This is a genomic window from Gordonia phthalatica, from assembly GCF_001305675.1.
Classification (GTDB): Bacteria; Actinomycetota; Actinomycetes; order Mycobacteriales; family Mycobacteriaceae; genus Gordonia; species Gordonia phthalatica.
In genome coordinates this window covers 176,298-195,078 of the sequence record NZ_CP011853.1, presented here as the reverse complement: position 1 = coordinate 195,078, position 18,781 = coordinate 176,298, and the positions used below count along the sequence as shown (strand labels likewise).

The following is an 18,781-nucleotide window of genomic DNA, read 5'->3' as shown; positions in this document are numbered from 1 at the left end:
GCATCCACTATGCACTTCTCAAACAACACACACCCACCAACCCCAACACGTTCACCAGTCTCGTCACCGAGACCAGACCACCACCAACCGCAAACATATTGTCTCCGGCCGGCATCATGATGGTTTCTTGTGTTTCACCCATGAACAAACACCAACCCGATGCGCATTCGGCACCAGCGTTGGAGTGTTGTTTGCTCCTTAGAAAGGAGGTGATCCAGCCGCACCTTCCGGTACGGCTACCTTGTTACGACTTCGTCCCAATCGCCGATCCCACCTTCGACAGCTCCCTCCCACAAGGGGTTAGGCCACCGGCTTCGGGTGTTACCGACTTTCATGACGTGACGGGCGGTGTGTACAAGGCCCGGGAACGTATTCACCGCAGCGTTGCTGATCTGCGATTACTAGCGACTCCGACTTCATGGGGTCGAGTTGCAGACCCCAATCCGAACTGAGACGCGCTTTAAGGGATTCGCTCCACCTTACGGTCTCGCAGCCCTCTGTACGCGCCATTGTAGCATGTGTGAAGCCCTGGACATAAGGGGCATGATGACTTGACGTCATCCCCACCTTCCTCCGAGTTGACCCCGGCAGTCTCCTGCAAGTCCCCGGCATAACCCGCTGGCAATACAGGACAAGGGTTGCGCTCGTTGCGGGACTTAACCCAACATCTCACGACACGAGCTGACGACAGCCATGCACCACCTGTACACCAACCACAAGGGAACAGCCATCTCTGACTGCGTCTGGTGTATGTCAAACCCAGGTAAGGTTCTTCGCGTTGCATCGAATTAATCCACATGCTCCGCCGCTTGTGCGGGCCCCCGTCAATTCCTTTGAGTTTTAGCCTTGCGGCCGTACTCCCCAGGCGGGGTACTTAATGCGTTAGCTACGGCACGGAACTCGTGAAATGAGCCCCACACCTAGTACCCACCGTTTACGGCGTGGACTACCAGGGTATCTAATCCTGTTCGCTCCCCACGCTTTCGCTCCTCAGCGTCAGTTACTACCCAGAGACCCGCCTTCGCCACCGGTGTTCCTCCTGATATCTGCGCATTTCACCGCTACACCAGGAATTCCAGTCTCCCCTGTAGTACTCAAGTCTGCCCGTATCGCCTGCACGCCTGCAATTGAGTTGCAGAATTTCACAGACGACGCGACAAACCGCCTACGAGCTCTTTACGCCCAGTAATTCCGGACAACGCTCGCACCCTACGTATTACCGCGGCTGCTGGCACGTAGTTGGCCGGTGCTTCTTCTCCAGGTACCGTCACTTGCGCTTCGTCCCTGGCGAAAGAGGTTTACAACCCGAAGGCCGTCATCCCTCACGCGGCGTCGCTGCATCAGGCTTGCGCCCATTGTGCAATATTCCCCACTGCTGCCTCCCGTAGGAGTCTGGGCCGTGTCTCAGTCCCAGTGTGGCCGATCACCCTCTCAGGTCGGCTACCCGTCGTCGCCTTGGTAGGCCATTACCCCACCAACAAGCTGATAGGCCGCGGGCCCATCCCAAACCGCAAAAGCTTTCCACCCCACACCATGCGATGCGAGGTCATATCCGGTATTAGACCCAGTTTCCCAGGCTTATCCCAGAGTTCAGGGCAGATCACCCACGTGTTACTCACCCGTTCGCCACTCGAGTACCCCCGAAGGGGCCTTTCCGTTCGACTTGCATGTGTTAAGCACGCCGCCAGCGTTCGTCCTGAGCCAGGATCAAACTCTCCAACAAAAAATGCAGAAACAAAAGTTTCAACACAAAGCCAGAAAAATAGAACCTGACCAAATGAACATCTGTAGTTTTATGGCGTCTACCTCGTGTCCGAGGCGACCTTTCCAGCTTACTGCACCGGCGGGCTTGGCGCAAACTCTGTCTTCCGGGTGGGAAGGTTTTGCTTGGCCGCGGTCCCGACTGGGTGCGAGTGCCTAACTATTAAGCCCCCTCGGAGGTCGAAACTCCAAATCGTGGGAGCGTGTCCGTGGTCACTGTTCCGATCGGACCTCGATGACGGGTCGGTGACGATGACGAAAACCCCGCGACAACACGTCCGGAACCTCATTGTTCCGGCGTGCTGTCGCGGGGTTTCGACACTTCCTCACTACGTTCGTCAGGCTCAACCAGCGAGGAGGCCCCTACCGCTGAGCGACCAGCGTCGGCGTGATCGGCGACGGCAGTTGCGACGAGCCCATCAGGTAGGCGTCGGCGCCGGCAGCGGCGCTACGACCCTCCGCGATGGCCCACACGATCAGCGACTGACCGCGACCGCAGTCGCCTGCGACGAAGACGCCGGGCAGACCGGTGGCGCCGAAGTCGTCGCCCCGGGCGATGTTGCCGCGCTCGTTGTAGGTGACGCCCAGCTTGTCGAGCAGGTCGCCGCGCTCCGGGCCGACGAAGCCCATCGCGAGCAGGACCAGGTCGGCCTTCAACTCGTAGTCCGAGCCCTCGACCTTCTGGAAGCGCCCGTTCACCATCTTCACCTCGTGCGCCTTCAGCGCGGTCACGGTGCCGTTCTCGCCGACGAAGGACTCGGTGTTCACGCTGTAGACGCGCTCACCGCCCTCCTCGTGTGCCGAGGAGACGCGGAACATCAGCGGGTACGTCGGCCACGGCGTGGACTCGGCCCTCTCGATGGGCGGCTTCGGCATGATCTCGAACTGGTGCACCTTCGCGGCGCCCTGACGGAGAGCGGTGCCGAGGCAGTCGGCACCGGTGTCGCCGCCGCCGATGATGACGACGTGCTTGCCCTCCGCGGTGATCTGCCCGTCGACCACGTCGCCGTGCTGCACGCGGTTCGACTGCGGCAGGTACTCCATCGCCTGGTGGATCCCGTCGAGCTCGCGACCCGGGATCGGCAGGTCGCGCCCGATGGTGGAGCCGTTCGCCAGGATGACGGCGTCGTAGTCGCTGCGGAGCTGCTCCACGGTGATGTCGACGCCGACGTTGACGCCGGTCTGGAAGACGGTCCCCTCGGCCGTCATCTGCTCCAGACGACGGTCGATGATCCGCTTCTCCATCTTGAACTCGGGGATGCCGTAGCGGAGGAGACCGCCGATCCGATCCGCACGCTCCAGGACGACGACGTCGTGGCCGGCACGCGTCAACTGCTGTGCGGCGGCGAGCCCGGCCGGACCGGAGCCCACGACCGCGACCTTCTTGCCCGTCTTGTGAGTCGGCAGGATCGGCGCGACATCGTCGTCGTCCCACGCCTTCTCGATCAGCTCGCGCTCCACCTGCTTGATGGTGACCGCGGGCTGGTTGATGCCGAGCACGCACGACGCCTCGCACGGCGCGGGGCACAGCCGCCCGGTGAACTCCGGGAAGTTGTTGGTGGCGTGCAGCCGGTCCATGCCCTCGGACCACTGGTCCTTGTAGACCAGGTCGTTCCACTCGGGAACCAGGTTGCCGAGTGGGCAGCCGTTGTGACAGAACGGGATGCCGCAGTCCATGCAGCGGCTCGCCTGCGTGCGCAGGGTGTCCTTGTCGAACTCGGTGTAGACCTCTTTCCAGTCCATCAACCGCAGGTCGACGGGACGCCGGACCGGCGTCTCCCGCTCGGTGTGCTTGAGAAAACCTCTCGGATCAGCCACGTGCCGCCTCCATGATCGCTTCGTTCACATCTCGTCCGGAGCGCTCAGCGGCATCGATGGCGATGAGCACCCTCTTGTAATCGCGGGGCATGACCTTGACGAAATGCCCCTGGGCCGCAGCCCAGTCGTCGAGGATCGCGGCGGCGACGGTGGACCCCGTCTCGTCGCGGTGCTCGGTCAGCAGGCCCGACAGCACGGCCAGGTCGTCGGCGTCGAGGGATTCGAGCTCCACCAACTCGTCGTTGAGGTTGGCCTCGAACTCACCGTGCGGGTTGTAGACGTACGCGACGCCGCCGGACATGCCTGCCGCGAAGTTGCGGCCCGTCCGACCGAGGATCACCGCGGTGCCGCCGGTCATGTACTCGCAACCGTGATCGCCCACGCCTTCGACGACAGCCTGCACGCCCGAGTTGCGGACGCAGAAGCGCTCGCCGACGCGGCCGCGGAGGAACATCTTGCCGCCGGTGCCGCCGAACGCGATCACGTTGCCGCCGATGATGTTCTCCTCGGCGACGAACTCCGCGGGAGCCTTGCGCGAGGGCCGCACGACGATCTTGCCGCCCGAGAGGCCCTTGCCGACGAAGTCGTTCGCGTCGCCCTCGATGCGCATGGTGATGCCGCGCGGGACGAAGGCGCCGAAGCTGTTGCCCGCCGAGCCCTCGAAGTCGATCGAGATCGTGCCCTCGGGCAGCCCGGGTGCGCCGTAGACCTTGGTGACCTCGTGGCCGAGCATGGTGCCGACCGTGCGGTTGACGTTGCTGATCGGCGAGGACAGCGTGACGCGGGTCCCCGACTCGATGGCCGCGCGGGCCTTCTCGATCAGCTCGTTGTCGAGCGCCTTGTCCAGACCGTGGTCCTGCTTGCCGGAGCAGTACAGGTCCTGGTTCATGAACGGCGACTCCGGCAGTGTCAGGATCGGCGACAGGTCGAGCTTGCCTGCCTTGTGACCCTTCCAGTGCGCCATCGCCTTGCCGGTGTCGAGCGCCTCGATGTGACCGACCGCGTCCTGCAGGGTGCGGAAGCCCAGCCGTGCGAGCAGCTCGCGCACCTCCTCGGCGATGTACAGCATGAAGTTCTCGACGAACTCCGGCTTGCCCGAGAACCGTTCGCGCAGCAGCGGGTTCTGCGTCGCGACGCCCACCGGGCAGGTGTCGAGGTGGCAGACGCGCATCATGATGCAGCCCGAGACGACGAGCGGAGCGGTCGCGAAACCGAACTCCTCACCGCCCAGCAGGGCGGCGATCATGACGTCGCGACCGGTCTTCAGCTGGCCGTCGACCTGCACGACGATGCGGTCGCGCAGACCGTTGAGCAGCAGCGTCTGCTGGGTCTCGGCCAAACCGATCTCCCACGGTGCACCGGCGTGCTTGAGCGAGGTCAGCGGGCTGGCACCGGTGCCGCCGTCGTGCCCGGAGATCAGGACGACGTCGGCGTGCGCCTTCGAGACGCCGGCGGCGACGGTGCCGACACCGATCTCGGAGACCAGCTTCACGTGGATGCGGGCCTGCGGGTTCGCGTTCTTCAGATCGTGGATCAGCTGCGCCAGGTCCTCGATCGAGTAGATGTCGTGGTGCGGCGGCGGCGAGATGAGGCCGACGCCCGGAGTGCTGCCGCGGACCTCGGCGATCCACGGGTACACCTTGTGCGGGGGCAGCTGGCCGCCCTCGCCCGGCTTGGCGCCCTGCGCCATCTTGATCTGGATGTCGGTGCAGTTGCTCAGGTAGTAGCTGGTCACGCCGAACCGACCCGACGCCACCTGCTTGATGGCGCTGCGCCGCCAGTCGCCGTTCTCGTCGTGCGTGAAGCGACGCGGATCCTCGCCGCCCTCACCCGAGTTGGAGCGCGCGCCGAGACGGTTCATCGCGATCGCGAGGGTCTCGTGGGCCTCGGCGGAGATGGAGCCGTAGCTCATGGCGCCCGTCGAGAAGCGCTTGACGATCTCGCTGGCAGGCTCCACCTTGTCGAGCGGGATCGGATCGCGGTCGCCGAAGTTGAAGTCGAACAGGCCGCGCAGGGTGCCCAGGCGGGCGGCCTGGTCGTCGACCATCTTCGTGTACTCCTTGAACACCGAGTACTGGCCGGTGCGGGTGGAGTGCTGCAGCTTGAACACCGTGTCCGGGTTGAACAGGTGGTACTCGCCCTCCCGACGCCACTGGTACTCGCCGCCGACCTCGAGCTCGCGGTAGGCCCGCTCGCTGGGACGATCGGTGAACGCGAGTGCATGCCGCTCGGCGACCTCGCCTGCGATCTCGTCGAGACCGATGCCGTCGAGCTGGCTGCGCAGACCGGTGAAGAACTCGTCGACGACCTCCTGGCTCAGGCCGATGACCTGGAACAGCTGGGCGCCGTTGTACGACGGGACCGTCGAGATGCCCATCTTGCTCATCACCTTCAAGACGCCCTTGCCCGCCGCCTTGATGTAGTTGGCGCGCGCCTTCGCGAAGGCCTCCTCGTGGCTCATCCCCTCCTGGTACGGCGGGAGCGCGCCCGACTCGAGCATGTCCTCGATGGTCTCGAACGCCATGTACGGGTTGATGCCGCTGGCGCCGAAGCCGACGAGCAGCGCCATGTGGTGCACCTCGCGGGCGTCGCCCGACTCGATGATGATGCTGGCCCGGGTGCGGGTGCGCTCACGGACCATGTGGTGGTGGACCGCCGAGGTCAGCAGCAGCGACGGGATGGGCGCGAGGGTCTCGTCGGACTCGCGGTCCGAGAGGACGATGATGCGCGCACCGTCGGCGATGGCCGCCGACACCTGGGCGCGGACGCCGTCGAGCGCCCGGCGCAGACCCTCGCCGCCCTCGGCGACCGGGTACAGGCCGTGGATGTGGACCGACGGGAAGCCGGTGGCGTCGCCGTCGATCTCGACCAGACGCGCGAGGTCGTCGTTGTCGAGGATCGGCTGGCTCAAGACGATCTGCTTGGCCGACTCGGCGCCCGGGTTCAGCAGGTCGCGCTCACCGCCGATGCGGATCCCGAGGCTGGTGACGATCGCCTCGCGGATGCCGTCGAGCGGCGGGTTGGTGACCTGCGCGAACATCTCCTGGAAGTAGTCGAAGAGCATCCGCGGGCGGTTCGAGAGGACGGCGACCGGGGTGTCGGTGCCCATCGAGCCCAGACCCTCGCCACCGGTCGAGGCCATCGGCGAGATCAGCAGGCGCAGATCCTCCGAGGTGTAGCCGAAGACCTGCTGGCGGAGGGCGACGCGGTCGTGCGGCATGCGCGCGTGGTCGGGCGACGGCAGATCCTCGAGCGCGACCTGGTTGCCGTCGAGCCACTCCTGGTAGGGGTGCTCGCCGGCCAGCTGATCCTTGATCTCCTCGTCGGCGACGATACGACCCTGCGCGGTGTCGACCAGGAACATCTTGCCCGGCTGCAGACGCTGCTTGGAGATCACGTCGGCGGGATCGACGTCCATGATGCCGACCTCGGAGCCCAGGACCGCGAGACCGTCCTTGGTGACCCAGATGCGCGACGGCCGCAGACCGTTGCGATCCAGGACCGCGCCGATCACGGTGCCGTCGGTGAAGCAGACCGACGCCGGTCCGTCCCACGGCTCCATCAGCGCCGAGTGGTACTCGTAGAACGCCCGATGCTCGGGCTTCATGGTGTCGCTGTGCTCCCACGCCTCCGGGACCATCATCAGGACGGCGTGCGGCAGGCTGCGGCCACCGAGGTGCAGCAGTTCCAGGACCTCGTCGAAGGTCGCGGTGTCCGACGCTCCCGGCGTGCAGACCGGCAGGACCTTGTCGAGCGCCGAAGCCTCCGCCCCGAAGACATCGGTCTTGATCAGGGCCTCGCGGGCGCGCATCCAGTTGGCATTGCCGACGACGGTGTTGATCTCGCCGTTGTGGGCGATGCGACGGAAGGGGTGCGCCAGCGGCCACGACGGGAAGGTGTTGGTGGAGAAGCGGCTGTGGACCATGCCGAGCGCGCTCTCCACACGCTCGTCCTGCAGGTCCAGGTAGAAGGCGCGCAGCTGCGGAGTGGTCAGCATGCCCTTGTAGACCAGGGTCTGGCCCGACAGGCTCGGGAAGTAGACGGTCTCCCGGCCGGCCTCGCCCTGACCGGCGCCCTTGTCGCCGAGCTCGTTCTGGACGCGCTTGCGGACCACATAGGTCGCGCGCTCCAAGTCCATGCCCGCGGCGCCGCCGACGAAGAGCTGCTTGAAGGTCGGCATCGCATCGCGCGCCAGGGCGCCGAGCGTGCTGTCGTCGATCGGCACCTCGCGCCACCCCAAGACCTCGAGGCCCTGCTCTGCGACGATCCGCTCGACGCCGTCGATCGCGTCCGTGACGTCGTGCGACGCCTGCGGGAGGAAAGCGATGCCGGTGGCGTAGGAGCCCTGTTCGGGGAGCTCGAACTCGACCTCTTCGCGCAGGAAGCGGTCCGGGACCTGGATCATGATGCCCGCGCCGTCGCCGGTGTTCGGCTCGGCTCCCTGGGCACCGCGGTGCTCGAGGTTCTCGAGTGCCTTGATCGACTTCTCGACGATGTCGCGACTGCGACGACCATGGATGTCGACGACGAATGCGACGCCACACGCGTCGTGCTCATGGGCGGGATCGTAGAGCCCGATGGGCCCCGGCATGTGATTCATGAATCTGCCTACTCCGTACGCCACGCTGCGCACTAACTACGTACTGGAGAGTCCCGGTAGATGTCGGCGCGGATGATCGCACCGCCCGGGGAATCAGCTTCATTGCTGGCCCGCTCTGCAACCGGAGGGAAACACCGGCGAAACACAGAGCGCAGTGATGTCAGTATTCCACTTCCCCAGCGATGAGGCAAAAAGAAGATACAGTCTCATTGTGTATTCCACGTCACAGCCGGTCGCGTCTCGTGTTTCGTTCCGTGCACGCGCGTTCTCGAAGACGACCGTCGCGTCGAGGCCGCTGATGGCCGTCGCCGGACGCGGTGCGGCGTTGAGCCCGGTGCTGCTGTCGGCCGCTCGCCCCGGTGTGAACCGCGGGCTGTCGTTGCTCAGTCCAGTCCCCAAGGACACCCGGACCACACCGGTGCACGAGCACACCGGCGGCGGCCAGGTGCGCGGCGAATGGCTCCACGAGCGCGGCGGCGGTGACAGCGTCCCCGATCCAGCGTCCGGGCGACCGATTCTGTACTACCTGCACGGCAGCGGCTACGTGATCTGCTCACCGCGCACCCACCGAGGCCTGGTGTCCAGGTTGACGCATCGTTCCGGGATCGGCGCGTTCAGTCTCGACTACCGGATGGGCCCCGAGCACCGGTGGCCCGCCGCGGGCGACGACGCCATCCGCGGTTACCGCTGGCTGCTTCGGCAGGGCTTCGACGCGAAGCAGATCGTCGTCGCGGGCGATTCCGCCGGCGGGCACCTGGCGCTTGACCTGATCGCGTCGAATCACCTCGACGGGGTGCCGCAGCCGCGCGCGATGATGCTGTTCTCCCCGCTGTACGATCCGTCGTTCGAACTCGCCCGACAGCTCGAGGCGAGCGGTGTCCGCGACCCGCTCATCGACGTCGCCGGCGCGCGGCGGTTCCTAGACCTGTACTCCGGTGCCGCCGACCCGAATCATCCGCGGATGCGGGTGAAGCTGTCGTCCGACATGGATCTGCCGCCCGCTCTGATCCAGGTGGGTGCCCGGGAGATCATGGCCGACGACGCCCGCACCATCCATCGCCTCCTCCTGGATGCCGGCGGCGAGTCGGAGCTGCAGGAGTGGCGCGGGCAGGGCCACGTGTTCCAGATGTTTCCGTACTTCAGTTCCGAATCACGCACCGCCGTCCGCGAGGCCGCGAACTTCATCGCCGCACACAGTCACACGTCGCCCTGACCTGCAGGAAAGCCCGACGGCGTCCTCCCAATGGGAAGGACGCCGTCAAGCGCGTTCACACGGACGTTCTCAACTCGCTGTCACGGCACGGTAGGCAGCCCGGCTTCGCCCGGCAAGGTCTCCGCGTGGGTGTCGCGGCCACCGTTGCGTCGCTGGTAGATGAGCCCGGCGACCACCGCGGCTACGGTCACGACCGTAGTCAGCGCCAACGATTCCCGACTGTCGTCGCGCATCGCCATGCCGATGATCACGGCGCCGAGAACGATCAGCACCAAGACGTTGAGCACCGGGAAGAGCCACATCTTGAAGTCGAGCCCGGCACGCTGTTCGGCCGTCAGATTGCGGCGACTGCGCATGTGGGTGACCGTGATGATGATGTAGACGACGACGGCGATCGACCCGGACGAGTTGAGCAGGAACTGATAGACCGTCGCGGTCGGCAGCGCATAGTTGGCGAACACGGTGAACAGCCCGACACTCGATGCAGCGAATACCGCGAAGATCGGCACTCCGCGAGAAGTGGTGCGACGCAGCAGCTTCGGCGCTTCTCCCCGGTCGGCGAGGGAGAACAACATGCGTGACGACGAGTAGATTCCGGCATTGAGGCACGACAGCACGGCCACCAGGACGATGACGTTCATGATGGTGCCGGCGTACGGGATGCCCAGATGATTGAGCACGGCCGAGTACGGCGATTCAGCGACGTCGGTGGAGTTCCACGGCAGCAGCACGACGATCACCGCGATCGAACCCACGTAGAACAACAGGATCCGCCAGACGACGCTGTTGATTCCGGCCTTCACCGCCTTGACCGGGTTCTTGGCCTCACCGGCGGCGATAGTCACCGCTTCGGTGCCGAAGAACGAGAAGAACACGATGAGCGAGGCGGTCAGTACCGCGGTCCACCCCATCGGGGCGAATCCGCCCTGACCGGTCAGATTCGTCATGCCCGGCGCGTCCGCGCTCGGCAGCAGCCCGAAGATCGCCGCGATCCCGAGGAGCAGGAAGACGACGATGGCGGCCACCTTGATCATCGCGAACCAGTACTCGAAGGTGCCGAAGTTCTCGACCCGGGTGAGGTTGACGCTGATCAAGACCGCCATGTAGACGAGTGCGGCGAGCCACGTGGGTATCGCGGGGAACATCTGGTGGGTGACTGCGGCACCGACCACGGCTTCGAAACCGATCGTCACGCACCACTGGTAGGCGTACAGCCAGCCCACCGACAGGCCGGCCCACGGGCCGAGTTCGCGGCTGGCGTATGACGAGAACGATCCGGTGGCCGGATTATTCACCGACATCTCGCCGAGCATCCGCATAACCAGCACGATCAGCACACCGATGGCGGCATACGAGACGAGCACGGCGGGGCCGGCGTTCTGGATGGCAGTACCGCTGCCGACGAACAGACCGGCGCCGATGACGCCGCCGATCGCGATCATCGTCATCTGCCGCTCGGTCAACGCGCCACGGAGCCGTTCCGTGGCCGTCGCCGCCGATGTGGACGGCGATTGCAAGTGATCCATAAGGGTTCTCCGAGTCACTGTGGGGAGGGTTACAGGGGAAGGTCAGGATTAACAGTGTGGCCGATCACAACAAGAAATGCAAGAGAATTTGCATTGCCGAGAGATGATGCATGTGATTCCTGCAGATCTTGGGTTACCGTAGACGTGAAGCCAGTCACGTCAGACCGACCGGCACCGACAGTGAGGAACTGAAGAATGACCGATGTCACCATCCGCGAGCAGTCGATCGCAGGCATCGACTGGCTGGTCGTGAGCGGCCCCCGAAACGATGCCATCCGCGCCCTCGGCGAGCACACCCGCGACAGCATCGCGGCAGTTCAGGACGCCATGCCCGAGCGCGCGGGCCTACAACGCTTCACCAGCACCGACAAGGGCCGCGCGGCGCTGGCGGCCGTCACCGATGCGTCGGCCGCCGACCAGCCCGGCCCCCTGGCCGACCTGCGAGCCCTCGCCGAGGGCTCCGGACAGGACTTCGAGGCCCTGCTGCTGGCGAACTTCCGCGGCGACCTCGGCTACGACGACGGCACCGGATGCAGCGACCTCGCATGGTCTCGCGAATCGGCGTTCATCGCCCACAACGAGGACGGGGCACCCGGCCTGGACGGCCACTTCCGCTTCGTCACCCTGCTCCTCGACGGCGAGCAGCCGGTCACCGCGCAGTGGTACCCGGGCTTCCTGCCGTCGAATGCCTGGGCGATCAACGCCGCAGGTCTGGCGTGGGGCATCAACCACGTGCAGGTGGCCCACCCGAGCGTCGCCGCAGGACGCCACTATGTGGCACGTGGACTGCAGGGCGCGAAGAGCCTCGAGGACGCCGTCGCCTACCTGCGAGAACATCCGATCGCCGGCGGCTTCACGTTCACAATCGGTGAGTCGGGCACCGGACGGTCGGTCACCGTCGAATCGGCGGCCGGACAGATCGCCACACGCACACCGACCGCCGAATCCCCGCTGATGTGGCACACCAACCATCTGCGCTTCCTGCCGACCGAAATCGATTCGCCCGCCTCCCAGTCACTTGATCAGGCCACCTCGCACCTGGGCCTGTACGACGAGAGCGTCGATCGCGGCCGGGTGCTCGACAACCTGGCCCTGCCTGCAGGCGAACCCGACGTCGCATGGTTCACCGAGCTGATGTGCGACAATCCGATCCCGTGCGGCGGCGTCCACCGCACCGCCGAGGGCGACGACCCGCTGACCACGCTGTGCACCACCATCGTCGACCTGCACGCCGGGCGTGTGCACCTGCGGTCCCCGCACGGCACCTCGTCGATCGCGGTCGCGGACTTCGCGAACGGCCTCGGCTAGTCCGGGCCGACCGCCGACGCTATTCGCCGTCGGCCGCGTAGTACGTCTCGAAGCTGCTCAGCAGTCCCTCCTCCTCGAGGAGGGACTCGCGGGCGCTGCGTCCCATCTGCTGCGCGACGCTCGCCGCCAGCGCCTGCACCAGCACGGTGAAGGCAGTCATCGACCGGAGCACCGAAGGGCTGGCGGCCTCGAGGTAGAAGACGTCGTGACCGCTCACCGCCAGCGGCGAACTGGGATTGTCGGTGAGGGTGATGACATGGGCGCCCCGCTCACGGGCGCTCTGCGCGCTGCGCACCGTCTCCATCGAGTACCGGTGAATCGACACCGCGACGAAACAGTCGCCTTCGCGGATGTGCCGGATGTCGTCGGTGAGTCCGCCGAAGCTGCCGGTGACCACCGAGACCTCCTCGCGGAGCATCCCCAGCAGGTAGCCCAGCAGATAGGCGGGCGCGAAAGTCTTGCGCTGGCCCATGACGTGCACGCGCGGCGCGGAGGCCAACGCCCGCACCGCGGACTCCCAGGTGGAGTCGCTGATCTGCGCGAAGGTCCGCGCCACGTTGGTCTGGTCCATCGCCACCGCACTGGCCCGCAGATCACCGTCGAGGTTCTCTAGATTCTCGAAGCGACGAAGCAACTGCGCCTGCTCGCGCAGCCGTTCCCGGCACAGTGCGACCAGCCCGGGGAATCCCTTCAACCCGAGGCCGCTGGCGAACCTGACCACCGTGGCCTCGTTGACCTCGACGGCCGCCGCCAGATCCGAGACGGTCATGAACGCCACGCTCTCCGGATCGACCATCACCCGCTCGGCGATGCGCTTGTGCGACGGCGACAGAGCCTCCATCCGAGCGTGGAGCAGCACGAGGAGTGCCTCGAACGTCGCCGGCGCATCGGCGGCCGCCACCTTCTTCGCCATCGTCTTCCTCTCGGCTGTGTCTGATCTCCAACGGTACTGGCACCTTTCAACGCTACCGGGGGCGGTCGGCGAGGCTTCATCGAGCCCATCGCCAGAATTGCACAAACGAATCATTCTGCAATTTTTATTGCATTTCTCGTCGATCTCTAGTTGAATAGGACGCACCTGCCGCGGTGAGTGATCTCCCCGACAGTCACCTTCCCCCCGCACGCCTGCCACTCTCGAACCAGGAGGCCTCCGATGACTCCCGTGCTCACGACGGTCGACGGATCCGTCCAGACCATCGCCTTCAACCGGCCCGACCGACTCAACGCCGTCAGCGAAGAGCTGTACGAGCAGACCATTGTCGCGCTCCGCGCCGCCGACGCCGATCCCGCGATCCGCGCCGTCGTGCTGACCGGTACCGGCCGCGCGTTCTGCGTCGGCGCCGACCTGAAGGCCCACGGTGCGGGCGGCCGCACCCCGGAACGCCAGCGGTACTACACCGACCTGGGTCAGCGCGTGTGCGAACAGATTCAGACCATGTCGACGCCGGTCATCGCCGCCGTGGCGGGCTATGCGCTCGGCGCGGGCGCCGAGATGGCCGTGAGCGCCGACTTCCTGTTGATGGCCGACGACGCCAAGATGGGCTTCCCCGAGGTCTCGATCGGCACCTACGTGGGCGGCGGCGTCACGCATCGCCTCCCCCGCCTGGTGGGACTGCGGCGCGCCACCGACCTGCTGGTCCTCGGCGACCGGTTCACCGGCGAGCAGGCCGCCGAGTGGGGCCTGGCCTACCGCGCGGTTCCGCTCGAGGAGTTGACCGCAGCAGCCCACGAGCTGGCCGCCAAGCTAGCCGCCAAGGCGCCGCTGTCGATGGCCAAGATCAAGGCCGCCCTGTACCGCGACGACGACATCGAGACCGCGCTGGCCGACGAGCCCCGGCAACTCGTGGAACTGATGGGCACGTACGACTGGGCCGAGGGCGTCGCCGCCTTCGCCGAGAAGCGCGACCCCAGCTTCGAGGGCCGGTGACGACATGACCACAGCGAATCCCGTTCTCGACCCCGCCCGCCAGGACCTCGATCCCCTCGACCGGCTCCTGGATCCGCAGTCGATCGCCGTGATCGGCGCCTCGACCAACCCGGCCAAGCGCGGCTACCAGGCCATCCGAGCGCTGCAGGACGCCGGCTACGCCCACCCCGTGTTCCCGGTGAACCCCACCGCCGACACCATCCTCGATCTGCCGGTGACCTCGGCGATCACCGACCTCCCGTATGGAGTCGACGCAGCCCTCATCGCATTGCCTGCGGCCGCCGTGCCGGACGCCCTGCGCGAGTGCGCGCGCGTCGGCATCCCCGGCGCGATCGTACTGGCCAACGGCTTCAAGGAGACCGGTGACCGCGGTGCCGAAGCCGAGGCCCGCCTGCTCGAAGCGATCGCCGAGTCCGGCGTGCGGGTGATCGGACCCAACACCTCTGGCATGCTCAACGTCAGCTCCGGCGCCAACCTCGTCGGCCTGCCGGGCGTGCCCGACGGCCCGGTCAGCATCGTCACCCAGAGCGGCAACATGCTGCTCTCGCTGGTCAACGACGACCGCCAGCTCAAGGGCCCGGGATTCCACGCCTACGTGGGTTTGGGAAATCAGTCCGACGTCCGCTACGACGAGTGCATCACGGCGCTGGCGCGCCAACCGGAGACCGGTGCTGTGGCCCTGCATTCGGAGGGCTTCGTCGACGGCCGCGCCGTGCTCACCGCCCTCGCGGCGACGACGCCGACCACCCCGGTGGTGCTCCTGCGCGGCGGCCGGTCGGAGATCGGCCAGCGCACCGCCCTCTCGCACACCGGCTCCATCGCCGGCTCGGATGCGGTGGCGACGGCGGTGCTCCGGCAGGCCGGGGCCGAACTGGTCGACCGATCCGACGAATTGGCAGTCATCGCGGGCACCCTGGCCACCACCACGGCCCTGCCCGCCGGCAAGAAGGTCGCCATCCTCAGCGACGGCGGCGGCCACGCCACCCTCGCCGCCGATGCGCTCGCCGACGCCGGCGTCCCCCTCGCCGAACTGGCCGACGAGACGCAGGCGGCTTTGCGACGCGAGCTCGGCACCGCTGCGGCCGTCCACAATCCGGTCGACGTCGCCGGTGCCACCGACGCCGACCCGACGGTCTTCGCCGACTGCGTCCGCACGCTGGTCACCGATCCCGAGGTCGGCCTGGTCCTGATCGTCGGCCTGTTCGGCGGCTACCACGTGCGGTTCGACCCCCGGCTGGCCGACGCCGAGGACGCCACCGCGCGCGACCTGCTGACGATCTCTGCGGACTCCGACATCCCGCTGCTGGTGCAGAGCTGCTACGCGGCAGAAGATCTGGTCAACCACGGTGTGCTGCGCGCCGGTGGCGTCCAGGTGGTCTCGTCCATCGACCACGCGGTCCGCGCAGTCACCGCGCTGTACCGCCGCGGTCACCGGATCGCCTCCGCATCGGAGCGGTCCACGCTGGCACTGCCCGCACCGACCGGTCCGACGCTGCCCGCAGGCGTCCTCGACGAACCCGGTGCGCGCCGCCTGATGGAAGCCGCGGGCATCGATGTGGGGCCGTGGACCCTGGCCGACTCACCGGAAGCCGCCGCCGCAGCCGTCGCCGACCACGGGGTGCCGTGTGCGCTCAAGGTGGTCTCGGCGCAGGTCCTACACAAGTCCGACGCCGGCGGCGTGATCTTGAACGTGACCGCCGACGATGCGCGCGAGCGCGCCGCCGCCATGCTCGACACCGTGCTCTCGCACGTCCCCGACGCGGTGATCGACGGCATCGTAGTCACACCCATGGCCGACCGCGGCGTCGAACTGCTGGTGGGCGCCACGCACGACCCCATCTACGGTCCGGTCGTGGCCTTCGGCACCGGCGGTGTGCTGGTGGAGGCCCTGGCCGACGTCACCTTCCGCGCCGCGCCGTTCACCGAGCTCGAAGCCCTGGAGATGATCGACGAGACCGTCGCGTCGCGGATGCTCGACGGCTACCGGAACCTGCCCGCTGTCGATCGCGGCGAACTGGCCCGTTTCCTGGTTCGGGTCGGCGACATCGTCGCCTCGAACCCCCAGATCAGCGAGCTCGACCTCAACCCCGTCATCGCCTCGGGCGCCACCGTGCTACCGGTGGACGTCCGCGTCATCCTGTCCGAATGAGCCCCAACAACCATCCCGGAGCTGATCCCATGACCACTTCTCCCCTGCTGATCGAGCGTGACGGCCACGTCGTCACGTGGACCCTCAATACTCCCGAGACGCGGAACCCGATCTCCGAGCCCGACATGGTCGAGGCGATCGAGAACGCGGTGGCCGACGTCGCCGCCGACCCGACCGTCCGCGTCGCGATCCTCACCGGCGCCGGTTCAGCGTTCTCCTCCGGCGGCAACGTCAAGCACATGCGCGACAAGACCGGCATGTTCGGCGGTACCCCCGCGGAACTGCGCCAGGGTTACCGGCACGGCATCCAGCGCATCACCCGCGCCGTCTACCACTGTGAGATCCCGATCGTGGCCGCCGTGAACGGGCCGGCGATCGGCGCGGGCTGCGATCTGTCGTTGATGTGTGATCTTCGCGTCGCCAGCACCAACGCGCGTTTCGCCGAGAGTTTCGTCAAGGTCGGCATCATCCCGGGCGACGGCGGCGCCTGGCTGCTGCCCCGAATCGTCGGAGCGGCCCGCGCCGCCGAGATGGCGCTCACCGGCGATGCCATCAGTGCGGCGACCGCCCTCGACTGGGGCCTGGTCTCCTCGGTGCACGAGCCCGACGAACTGCTCGCGGCGGCGCGGGCGCTCGCCGATCGTGTTGCGGTGAACCCCCCGCAGGTGATCCGCATGACCAAGCGGCTGCTGCGCGAATCGCAGCACCAGACTCTGGAGTCGGCACTGGAGTTCGCGGCGGCGATGCAGTCGATCGCGCATCAGACCAACGATCATCTCGAGGCAGTCAACGCCATGCTCGAACGCCGCGACCCGGAGTTCACTGGGCAATAGCCGCATCGGCCCACGGCGGCCCATCGACTGACTGACGGACCGGATGCCTACGCTCCGGTCCGTCAGTGGTCGGCGGGAGAGAGTCGACGGACCTGTGGAAGGCCGATAGCCTCATGGATGGGAGGTTCTGTTACGTCCACCACAGCCCACGCCGAGCCCAACTATCCCAGGAGGGTGCCATGACCCAGGAGCCCAACCACACGACCACCGATTCCGGTGCACCGGCCGGCAGCGACGAGCACTCGCTCACCGTCGGCGCCGCCGGCCCCATCGTGCTTCACGATCACTATCTGATCGAGCAGATGGCGCAGTTCAATCGCGAGCGCATCGCTGAACGACAGCCGCACGCCAAAGGCAGCGGCGCCTTCGGCACGTTCGAGACCACGTCCGACGTCTCACAGTTCACCTGCGCCTCGCTGTTCCAGCCGGGTGTGAAGACCGAGATGGTGGCGCGGTTCTCGACCGTCGCCGGAGAACGAGGCAGCCCCGACACCTGGCGCGACCCGCGAGGCTTCGCGCTGAAGTTCTACACCGACGACGGCATCTACGACATGGTCGGCAACAACACGCCGGTGTTCTTCATCAAGGACCCGATGAAGTTCCAGCACTTCATCCGTTCGCAGAAGCGGCGCGCCGACAACAATCTCCGCGACCACGACATGCAGTGGGACTTCTGGACGCTGTCGCCCGAGTCGTCGCACCAGGTCACCTGGCTGATGGGCGACCGCGGCATCCCGCGTACGTGGCGGCACATGAACGGGTACAGCTCGCACACGTACCTGTGGGTCAACGTCGACGGTGTGAAGCACTGGGTGAAGTACCACTTCATCTCCGATCAGGGCGTCGAGTTCCTGACGCAGGACGAGGCCGACACCCTCGCCGGGCAGGACGGCGACTACCACGTTCGCGATCTGTTCGACTCGATCGCGAAGGGCGACCACCCCAGCTGGACCCTGAAGGTGCAGCTGATGCCGTTCGACGACGCCAAGGACTACCGCTTCAACCCGTTCGACCTCACCAAGGTGTGGCCGCACGCCGACTACCCGCTGATCAACGTGGGTCGGATGACGCTGCACACCAACCCGACCGACAATCACGCGCAGATCGAGCAGGCGGCCTTCGAGCCCAGCAACACGGTTCCCGGCATCGGCTTCAGCCCGGACCGCATGCTGCTCGGCCGCGTGTTCGCCTACTCGGACGCCCACCGTGCGCGGCTCGGCGCCAACTACAAGCAGATCCCGGTCAACCGGCCGCACAGCGACGTCCGCAGCTACTCCAAGGACGGCGCCATGCGGATCGATCCGGTCTCGGATCCGGTGTACGCGCCGAACTCGAAGGGCGGTCCCGTCGCCGACTATCCGGGGCAGCCGGAACCGCAGTGGGCCGCCGACGGCGACATCGTCCGCAGCGCGTACGTCGACCACGCCGAGGACGACGACACCGGTCAGCCCGGCACCCTGGTCCGGGAGGTGATGGACGACGACCAGCGGCAGCGCCTGGTCGACAACGTGTCCGGCCACCTGCTCGACGGGGTCTCCGAACCGGTGCTGACCCGCGCGTTCCAGTACTGGAAGAACATCGACCCGGACATCGGTGCCCGGATCGAGAAGAGCGTCCGCGCCCAGCAGTAGGCGCAGCGTCGCACC

Annotated in this window: 10 protein-coding genes and 1 rRNA gene; 6 read left to right on the top strand and 5 right to left on the bottom strand. The window is 66.7% G+C overall.

Features of this window, described 5'->3' with window-relative positions:
• Nucleotides 1-202 precede the first annotated feature (202 nt).
• The 3 genes from ACH46_RS00885 to gltB all read right to left on the bottom strand — a co-directional run bounded on the left by ACH46_RS00885 (nucleotide 203) and on the right by gltB (nucleotide 8,179).
• Nucleotides 203-1,723, bottom strand: a 16S ribosomal RNA gene (locus ACH46_RS00885).
• A gap of 401 nt (nucleotides 1,724-2,124) precedes the next feature.
• A complete protein-coding gene (locus tag ACH46_RS00880; RefSeq protein WP_062391274.1) occupies nucleotides 2,125-3,579 on the bottom strand; it encodes a glutamate synthase subunit beta in 1,455 nt (484 codons plus the stop codon).
• A complete protein-coding gene (gene gltB, locus ACH46_RS00875; RefSeq protein WP_062391273.1) occupies nucleotides 3,572-8,179 on the bottom strand; it encodes a glutamate synthase large subunit in 4,608 nt (1,535 codons plus the stop codon). Before gltB ends, ACH46_RS00880 begins: the two co-directional genes overlap by 8 nt.
• A gap of 211 nt (nucleotides 8,180-8,390) precedes the next feature.
• Between gltB and ACH46_RS00870 the strand changes: the two genes are divergently transcribed.
• Entirely contained in the window at nucleotides 8,391-9,392 is a 1,002-nt protein-coding gene (locus tag ACH46_RS00870) for an alpha/beta hydrolase (RefSeq protein ID WP_062391272.1), read from the top strand.
• Nucleotides 9,393-9,472: 80 nt separating this feature from the next.
• Here the strand turns inward: ACH46_RS00870 and ACH46_RS00865 are convergent, their stop codons facing one another.
• On the bottom strand, nucleotides 9,473-10,918 hold the full coding sequence (locus ACH46_RS00865) for an amino acid permease (RefSeq protein WP_062391271.1): 1,446 nt from the start codon (nucleotides 10,916-10,918) through the stop codon (nucleotides 9,473-9,475).
• A gap of 195 nt (nucleotides 10,919-11,113) precedes the next feature.
• Here ACH46_RS00865 and ACH46_RS00860 point away from each other — a divergent pair, with 195 nt between their 5' ends.
• Entirely contained in the window at nucleotides 11,114-12,226 is a 1,113-nt protein-coding gene (locus ACH46_RS00860; protein WP_062391270.1) for a C45 family autoproteolytic acyltransferase/hydolase, read from the top strand.
• A 19-nt stretch (nucleotides 12,227-12,245) separates the two neighbouring features.
• Here the strand turns inward: ACH46_RS00860 and ACH46_RS00855 are convergent, their stop codons facing one another.
• Entirely contained in the window at nucleotides 12,246-13,139 is an 894-nt protein-coding gene (locus tag ACH46_RS00855; RefSeq protein ID WP_062391269.1) for a MurR/RpiR family transcriptional regulator, read from the bottom strand.
• A 240-nt stretch (nucleotides 13,140-13,379) separates the two neighbouring features.
• On the opposite strand from ACH46_RS00855, the gene ACH46_RS00850 reads away from it, so the two are divergent.
• The 4 genes from ACH46_RS00850 (at nucleotide 13,380) to ACH46_RS00835 (ending at nucleotide 18,766) form a co-directional block, all read left to right on the top strand.
• On the top strand, nucleotides 13,380-14,153 hold the full coding sequence (locus ACH46_RS00850; RefSeq protein WP_062391268.1) for an enoyl-CoA hydratase/isomerase family protein: 774 nt from the start codon (nucleotides 13,380-13,382) through the stop codon (nucleotides 14,151-14,153).
• Nucleotides 14,154-14,157: 4 nt separating this feature from the next.
• Nucleotides 14,158-16,302: an acetate--CoA ligase family protein gene (locus tag ACH46_RS00845; protein WP_062391267.1), complete on the top strand. Its 2,145-nt coding sequence runs from the start codon at nucleotides 14,158-14,160 to the stop codon at nucleotides 16,300-16,302.
• A 29-nt stretch (nucleotides 16,303-16,331) separates the two neighbouring features.
• Nucleotides 16,332-17,135 carry a crotonase/enoyl-CoA hydratase family protein gene (locus tag ACH46_RS00840; protein ID WP_062391266.1) on the top strand — a complete coding sequence of 268 codons (804 nt, stop codon included), beginning with the start codon at nucleotides 16,332-16,334 and terminating at the stop codon, nucleotides 17,133-17,135.
• Nucleotides 17,136-17,314: 179 nt separating this feature from the next.
• Nucleotides 17,315-18,766, top strand: coding sequence for a catalase (locus ACH46_RS00835; protein ID WP_062391265.1), 1,452 nt, complete (start codon nucleotides 17,315-17,317; stop codon nucleotides 18,764-18,766).
• The last annotated feature ends 15 nt before the right edge of the window (nucleotides 18,767-18,781 follow it).

Bases quoted from the DNA above. Each gene is read 5' to 3' on its own strand.
- gltB (WP_062391273.1), bottom strand. From the start codon at position 8,179: ATGAATCACATGCCGGGGCCCATCGGGCTCTACGATCCCGCCCATGAG.
- ACH46_RS00865 (WP_062391271.1), bottom strand. From the start codon at position 10,918: ATGGATCACTTGCAATCGCCGTCCACATCGGCGGCGACGGCCACGGAA.
- ACH46_RS00860 (WP_062391270.1), top strand. From the start codon at position 11,114: ATGACCGATGTCACCATCCGCGAGCAGTCGATCGCAGGCATCGACTGG.
- ACH46_RS00855 (WP_062391269.1), bottom strand. From the start codon at position 13,139: ATGGCGAAGAAGGTGGCGGCCGCCGATGCGCCGGCGACGTTCGAGGCA.
- ACH46_RS00850 (WP_062391268.1), top strand. From the start codon at position 13,380: ATGACTCCCGTGCTCACGACGGTCGACGGATCCGTCCAGACCATCGCC.
- ACH46_RS00845 (WP_062391267.1), top strand. From the start codon at position 14,158: ATGACCACAGCGAATCCCGTTCTCGACCCCGCCCGCCAGGACCTCGAT.
- ACH46_RS00840 (WP_062391266.1), top strand. From the start codon at position 16,332: ATGACCACTTCTCCCCTGCTGATCGAGCGTGACGGCCACGTCGTCACG.
- ACH46_RS00835 (WP_062391265.1), top strand. From the start codon at position 17,315: ATGACCCAGGAGCCCAACCACACGACCACCGATTCCGGTGCACCGGCC.